We start from the raw sequence: 6,991 nt of genomic DNA, 5'->3' as shown, positions 1-6,991 counted from the left end.
GTCTGATGAGAAGGCTCAAAGCCAAACCATTTTGGTGGTAGGCGGTGGCATGAGCGGGATGACCACTGCGCTGGAAGCTGCGGAGGCTGGTCGTGATGTCGTCTTGGTGGAAAGAAATCCATATCTGGGCGGCCGTGTGGCACAGCTGACGAACTACTTTCCCAAGTTGTGTCCCCCTTATTGTGGGCTGGAAATCAATTTCAAGCGTATGCGGACGAATCCTCGCATTCGCTTTTTTACAATGGCCGAAGTGGAATCCATTTCGGGCTCCGAGGGTGCATTTGACGTAAAGATCAAAATCAACCCCCGCTATGTGAACGAAAAGTGCACCTGCTGCGGCGCCTGCTCGGAGGCGGTTGAGACCGAAATACCGAACCTGTTCAACTACGGTATGAACACGATCAAAGGAGCTTACCTCCCTCATGAGCTGGCTTTTCCCATGCGATATGTAATCGATCCCGAGGTGGCCAAGGGACCCGACGGTAAGAAAGCCGAGGAGGCTTGTAAGTACGGGGCCGTGGATCTGTCCATGGAGCCCAAAACCTTCGATTTGAAGGTGAGTTCCATTGTGTGGGCCACCGGATGGACGCCTTATGATGCGGCAAAAGTCGAATACTATGGATTCGGTGTGTACAAGAACGTCATTACTAATGTCATGATGGAACGCCTGGCCAACCGGAACGGTCCTACGGGAGGCAAAATCGTGCGACCGTCCGACGGCAAGGAAGTCAACAACGTAGCTTTTATCCAATGCGCCGGCTCACGCGACGAAAACCATCTCGCCTATTGCTCGGGCATTTGCTGCATGGCGTCGCTGAAACAGTCGACCTACGTGCGAGAACAGTATCCGGATGCAAAGATCGCCATCTACTTCATCGATATACGAACTCCGCACAAGTATGAAGACTTCTATGTAAAGATCCAGCAGGACGAAAAGGTGCAGTTTGTAAAGTCCAAAATTGCTCAAATCGTCGAAAACGAGTCAACCGGAAATCTCACCTTGATCGGTGAAGATACCATGAGCGGGCGGAAGCTGAAGGCGGATGCGGACCTGGTGGTTCTGGCCACCGGAATGCAGCCCAATACGGCCGTTGATAAGGCGCCTGCGGACCTGAAATACGATGATTATGGATTTATCGCTGCCGAGCAGGAAGTGCCGGGAATCTGTGGAGCGGGATGTGTTCGCAATCCGCTGGATGTTGCAAGCTCTGTACAGGACGGTACGGGCGCGGCGCTCAAAGCGATTCAATCCGTGATGAGGAGGTAGATCAATGGACAAGAAACTGGGCGTTTACGTATGTAAGGGCTGCGGCATCGGAGACGCTATTAACGTCGAGGCTCTGTCCGAGGCCATCGAAGGTCTCGATGTCACCCCGCATTTATTTAAGGATGTGCCCGTACTTTGCAGCAAAGAAGGCGTGGACACAATCAAGGCCGACATCGAGGGAGAAGGCATTAACGCGGTGGTCGTCGCCGCATGCTCGCCCCGGGTATTGTACGACGTTTTTGATTTCCCGGGGTGTCTGCTCGAGCGGGTGAATCTGCGGGAAGGCGTGACATGGTGCCAGCCTCCGGGCGAAGAAGACACCCAAATGATGGCGAATGACTACTTGCGCCTCGGCATTACCAAAATCTCCAAATCCGAACTTCCGGAGCCGTTCAAGCCGGAAGAAGAGATATCGAAACGTATCATGGTGGTTGGCGGCGGCATGGCCGGCCTGACGGCGGCTCTTGAAGGCGCCAAAGCCGGTTACGAAGTCGTGCTGGTGGAAAAAGAGGCCGAGCTGGGAGGTTGGAAGGCAAAGTTTTACAAAGAATTCTCCGCTCCCTACAACGACATCCATGATCTTTCCGTCACGTCCCTGATCCAACAGGTTCAGGGCCATGACAAGATTAAGGTATATACGGCTTCCGAGATCGACAAAACCGCCGGCGGCCCGGGTCTGTACAGCGTGGACATCAAGTCCAACGGCGGTTCCGCGCAGGAAAAAATCGGCGCTATTGTAATGGCCACCGGATGGAAACCGTACGATCCGTCCAATCTCGAGCACCTGGGATACGGTAAATTCAAGAACGTAGTGACCAACATCCAGATGGAAGAGATGGCCAAAGCCGGGAAGATCGTCCGTCCTTCCGACGGCGGACCGGTAAAAAAGGTGGGGTTCATCCAATGTGCGGGCTCGAGGGATCCCGAACGGCTGCCCTACTGCTCCGCCGTGTGTTGTCTGGCTACCATGAAGCAGGCGACGTATCTGAAGCAGATGGATGCCGACAGCCAGGCTTACGTGGTCTATAAGGATATACGGACACCGATGCAGACGGAGGATTTGTACCGGAAGGTCCAAAGAGACGGCGCCGTCTTCATTCGAGGAGAGGTCGAGAGTGTTTCCGAGCAAGGTGGTTCTCTGGTCATAGAGGCCATGGATGTGCTGCTGAATGACAAGGTGCGTCTCGAGGAGCTGGATCTTGTGGTGCTGGCCACGGGAATGGTTCCCACCTCCATGCCTGCAGAAATACCTAAGAAGGAGATGCCGGCCGAAGGCGGCGGAACCGAGCTTAGAGAAGTCGCTCCGGATTCGGGTTTTTTCTCGACACCGGCGCTTCGTCTCCAGTACCGGCAGGGTCCCGAAATCCCGACGTTGAAATACGGTTTTCCGGACTCGCATTTTGTCTGCTTCCCTTACGAAACTCGCCGAACGGGTATCTATGCCGCAGGTGTGGCTCATCGTCCGATGGACAGTACCCAGGCCAAGAGCGACGCCGCTGGAGCCATGCTCAAGGCCATCCAGGTGGTGGAGGCCACGGCTGTCGGCGCCGCGGTTCATCCGCGGTCCGGCGACATGACCTATCCCGACTTCTTCATGCAGCGTTGCACCCAGTGTAAACGATGTACGGAAGAATGCCCCTTCGGCGCCATAAACGAAGACGAAAAGGGCAACCCTCTTCCGAATCCCACACGCTGCAGGCGTTGTGGAGTTTGCATGGGCGCCTGTCCGGAACGAATCATTTCCTTTAAGAACTATTCTGTCGGCATGATCGGCTCGATGATCAAGTCCATCCACATTCCTGAAGAAGATGAGGAAAAACCGAGGGCGGTGGTGCTGGTGTGCGAAAACGATGCCTACCCTGCGCTGGACATGGCCGGTCTTCAGAAACTCCGATACAGCCCCTTTGTTCGCGTGATTCCCATGCGTTGCCTGGGCGGACTGAATCTGGTGTGGATCGCCGATGCGCTCTCGAGAGGCGTGGACGGGATTCTGCTGTTGGGATGCCGCCACGGCGACGACTATCAGTGTCACTTCATAAAAGGAAGCGAGCTGGCGACGACCCGGTTGTCCAAAGTTGCTGAAACGCTGAATCGACTGGCCCTCGAGTCTGAACGAGTGAAGGTTGAAGAGGTTTCCATTGCGGACGCTCACCGGATTCCCGAGATTTTGAATGAGTTTATGGAGACCCTGGAAGGGATAGGACCCAACCCGTACAAAGGTTGGTAATACGGAAAAAACATGCTAAGAACATACCCGGGAGCGGTATCTTACCGCTCCCGGGCTGAAATGAACCCCTCGATGGAACCGAGAACAAGGAAGGCCGCCGTTCGCGAAACGACAGCGCCGGGTCAGCGGGATTCGCAGCGGGTTCGATGAATTCGAGGGAAAGGCCGGTGCTCTTGTTCAGCTCCGGCGGGATTTCAAATGGAAGGTACCATCATGGCGCAAAAAGCATCGTCCAAGTATGACCCCACTTTCGCTAAGGAAGTGTTTGAAAAGGTGGATTCCGGAGAAGAAATCAAGAAGTGCATGCAATGCGGAGTATGCGCGGCATCATGCCCATTGGCGGACAAGATGGAATTTTCTCCCCGCAAAATCTTTACCATGATTCGAGCCGGGGAACGCCAGAAAGTGTTGGCCTCCAAGGATATTATGCTGTGCACATCCTGCTATACGTGCATTGTTCGCTGTCCCCGTAAGGTTCCGGTAATGGAGGTGATGCACGGCCTGGCGCACCACGCTCTTCGGAGCGGATTCGTTCCTAGAAAAGAATCGTCCAAATTCGGAAAAGCATTCTGGGACTGCATCTATAAGACAGGTAGAGTGGACGAAGGTGTAGCCGCCCGAAATTACTATCTGGCTGACGGACTTGTAGCCGGGGCGAAAAGAGGCCTTGAAATGAAGGACATCGCCCTGAACATGCTGAAGCACAAACGTATGAACATCATGAGCGCCATCCCCGGTATCCAGGGAAAGAAGATCAAGAACATCGCCACCCTCCAAAAGATGCTGGACAAGGCGGAGGCCATGGGAAAGGGGGGGAGCAAATGACTAAGTATTTTCTCTATTCGGGGTGCAGCCTCGAGACCAGCGCCTCCAACTATCTGATATCCGTGGAATCCGTGTTCAAGGCCCTGGGCGTGGAACTGCGGGAGATCGAAGATTGGAACTGCTGTGGGGCCAGTATATCCTACATCGGCGCCAACCATCTTTCGCAGGTCGTTCTCAATGCACGTAATCTGGCCTTGGCCGAAGCTCAAGGCGGCTACGATATCGTTGCGCCCTGCTCCTCCTGCTACATTGTAATGAATCAGGTGAACCGGGAGCTAGGGGAAGACCCGGCCTTGATGCAGAAGGTCAACTCGATTCTGGCGGAGGGCAACCTGACCTACAAGGGATCTGTAAAGGTGCGCCACGTCCTGGATGTGCTCTACAACGACGTCGGCGTTGAAACGATTAAGAGCCGGGTTAAGAAACCCCTCAAGGGAGTGAAGGTAGGCGGATACGTGGGTTGCCAGACGGTGCGCCCCTATGGGGAATACGACAGTGTGGAACGCCCCGTGGTCATGGATCGGCTTATCGAGGCTCTGGGTGCGGAATCGGTTAATTTCTCGCACAAAATCAAATGCTGCGGGTCCGGTATATTTCTCACGGAACTGGATTATGGGTATGAACTCGCGGGTAATATTCTGGAGAGCGCGACTTCTAAAGGGGCCAAGGTCATGACCACGGCCTGCCCGCTCTGCCAGCTGAATCTCGAGGCGTACCAGGAAAGGGTGAACAAGGCGTTGAAGAAGAGCTATAACGTTCCCGTCACCTTTATCACTCAGCTCATGGCTGTGGCGTTCGGACTAGACCCCAGCAAGGATGCCTGCCTGGACAGAAATATCATTCCGGTCGAAAAAGCCCTCAAGACGGCAGCCTAAGAGACTCGACCCTGCATACGCATATATGAATCGTCCCTCCTCCACTTGGGAGCGAGGGACGATTTATTGTCGAGGTCTGGGAAGGATGAAGGCGCCGCCGTCGGTCAGGCAGAAAACAGCTATAATCGTCTACTCAGGGAGACCTTGTCGGACGTTCCCTCCCCGCTAGAACCTCCTTCCGGATGGACATGGTCGGTTCTCCAAAAAGAGCGAAGCGGACCCATTTAATCGCGAATTCAAGCAGCTCTTCATCGTCCTGTCGAATTCGGCGAACCGTATCATCGTCCACTTCGAACGATTGGAGAAAAGAAGTGTTGAACACGAATCGCCTGAAGGCTTCCAGGTTGTAGGAAGCCATAAAGAACATCTGAGCATTGCGAGTCGCAACGTCACCCGCGCCTATGGAACCTTGATGGGTGACGATTTCCATCCAGAGGTCATTGAATTTCTGATACGAATCGAGTCCCTGGTCGGAAGTCCAGTCTTCCACCGTCCATTCCCTCGACTCTTCGAACCCTTTGCAGTGTTCCTCCTTCACCAGGAAAAATCGTTCGATGACAGCGGAAGCCCCCGATTTTGATTTGGCTGTGGCCCGGCCCAACGGATAAATACGGCAGGCCGACGGCCGGTCGTCGTACACGCTGCATCCCTTTTCCGTCACAAAAGGGCAGGGTTTCCGTCCTCCGTCGTTCATTCGCAGACGCAGCCGAGGAAGTCGATGCATTTGCTCGATGGCGGGTTCCGCGTACTGATCGATGAATTGGGATGCATCCAGTTGCAGGCGCTTCTTGAGTCTGAGGATGTCGTAAGGAGTCAGGGCCAGATTGAGATCGGCGCAGCATTCCGTGAAACAAGGTACTTCCGGATGGCAGTCAAACCGAAAGTGTTTCGACTCGAGAGGCTCTAAGGAGGCTTCCTTGTTGGATGGGTTCGTCATGCCGGTCCCGCTTCCTGGGTTGGAGGGCGGACGTCCTCGCGAAGCTTGTAAAAGGGATCTCCGAAGAGCCCGAACCGAATCCATTTGAAGGCAAACTTCATCAGTTCCACGTCGTTGTTTCTTATGGTCCGGAGGGTCTTTTCGGCGACATCGAAGCGTTTCAGAAAATCGCTCTCAAAAACGAAATGGCGAAAGCGATCCAGATCGTATAGCGCCATATGAAGCATTTGCGCGATGGCTTCGTTGTCGATATCAAGTTGGTGGATCCCGGAATGACTCGTGATTTCCTCGAACAGCTCTTCCATCTCCTTGTAGATGAGAATCCCCTGATCCACCAGATAATCGGACACCTTATATCTGTGGGGGTCTTCGAGACCTTTACAGGTAGTTGGATTGGCTATGAAAGTGAAAGAAGCCGGACTTCTCTGGTCCAGAGGATACATGCGGCAGGACCAGGGCCGGTCTTCGTATACAGTGCAACCGTCAGCAGTAACGAGTTGACAGCGTTTCTCCCGGTCTTCACCCATCTTCAACACGAGCAGAGGAACCACCCTGTCGCCGATTTTGAGGGTAACCGTGTATTGTTCGAGAAACTCGGTGGAGGAAATGCCCAGTCGCTTCTTGAGGCGTATCACATCATACGGTGTCAAGAAGATGGTAACGTCGCGGCAGCAACTGGTGAAGCAGACCGAGCCGGGCCCGCATCTGAAGTTGAATGTATCGTTCACGCGCAAGGCGTTTACCTGTTCTTTGCGATCAACCATTGTGACTCCTTGCAACATACCTTTGAATCAGCGGATGCATCAGCGAAAATCCAGGCCCGTCCGAACGGGAAAACCCAAACCGACGAATCGACGCCG

At 54.1% G+C, this 6,991-nt stretch carries 6 protein-coding genes; 4 read left to right on the top strand and 2 right to left on the bottom strand.

The genetic code is table 11. The features are described from left to right. Positions 1-49: 49 nt before the first annotated feature. From HY788_05230 to HY788_05215, 4 genes are all read left to right on the top strand, one after another. Positions 50-1,267 carry a CoB--CoM heterodisulfide reductase iron-sulfur subunit A family protein gene (locus HY788_05230; GenBank protein ID MBI4773574.1) on the top strand — a complete coding sequence of 406 codons (1,218 nt, stop codon included), beginning with the start codon at positions 50-52 and terminating at the stop codon, positions 1,265-1,267. A gap of 4 nt (positions 1,268-1,271) precedes the next feature. Continuing rightward, on the top strand, positions 1,272-3,494 hold the full coding sequence (locus HY788_05225) for a hydrogenase iron-sulfur subunit (GenBank protein ID MBI4773573.1): 2,223 nt from the start codon (positions 1,272-1,274) through the stop codon (positions 3,492-3,494). A gap of 213 nt (positions 3,495-3,707) precedes the next feature. Continuing rightward, positions 3,708-4,319: a 4Fe-4S dicluster domain-containing protein gene (locus HY788_05220; GenBank protein ID MBI4773572.1), complete on the top strand. Its 612-nt coding sequence runs from the start codon at positions 3,708-3,710 to the stop codon at positions 4,317-4,319. Beyond that, positions 4,316-5,194, top strand: coding sequence for a CoB--CoM heterodisulfide reductase iron-sulfur subunit B family protein (locus HY788_05215; GenBank protein MBI4773571.1), 879 nt, complete (start codon positions 4,316-4,318; stop codon positions 5,192-5,194). Before HY788_05220 ends, HY788_05215 begins: the two co-directional genes overlap by 4 nt. 133 nt (positions 5,195-5,327) lie before the next feature. On the opposite strand, the gene HY788_05210 is transcribed toward HY788_05215, so the two are convergent. Both HY788_05210 and HY788_05205 read right to left on the bottom strand, forming a co-directional pair. After that, on the bottom strand, positions 5,328-6,131 hold the full coding sequence (locus HY788_05210) for a YkgJ family cysteine cluster protein (protein MBI4773570.1): 804 nt from the start codon (positions 6,129-6,131) through the stop codon (positions 5,328-5,330). Continuing rightward, entirely contained in the window at positions 6,128-6,895 is a 768-nt protein-coding gene (locus HY788_05205; protein MBI4773569.1) for a YkgJ family cysteine cluster protein, read from the bottom strand. The genes HY788_05210 and HY788_05205 overlap by 4 nt, the downstream gene beginning before the upstream one ends. Between the last annotated feature and the right edge of the window lie 96 nt (positions 6,896-6,991).

Source organism: Deltaproteobacteria bacterium, from assembly GCA_016208165.1.
Lineage (GTDB): Bacteria > Desulfobacterota > Desulfarculia > JACQYL01 > JACQYL01 > JACQYL01.
The sequence above is the reverse complement of the archived record's forward strand: the minus strand, read 5'-3'. Positions and strand labels throughout refer to the sequence as shown.

Coding starts and splice junctions, on each gene's coding strand:
- HY788_05210 (MBI4773570.1), bottom strand. CDS start 6,131: ATGACGAACCCATCCAACAAGGAAGCCTCCTTAGAGCCTCTCGAGTCG.
- HY788_05205 (MBI4773569.1), bottom strand. CDS start 6,895: ATGGTTGATCGCAAAGAACAGGTAAACGCCTTGCGCGTGAACGATACA.
- HY788_05215 (MBI4773571.1), top strand. CDS start 4,316: ATGACTAAGTATTTTCTCTATTCGGGGTGCAGCCTCGAGACCAGCGCC.
- HY788_05220 (MBI4773572.1), top strand. CDS start 3,708: ATGGCGCAAAAAGCATCGTCCAAGTATGACCCCACTTTCGCTAAGGAA.
- HY788_05230 (MBI4773574.1), top strand. CDS start 50: ATGAGCGGGATGACCACTGCGCTGGAAGCTGCGGAGGCTGGTCGTGAT.
- HY788_05225 (MBI4773573.1), top strand. CDS start 1,272: ATGGACAAGAAACTGGGCGTTTACGTATGTAAGGGCTGCGGCATCGGA.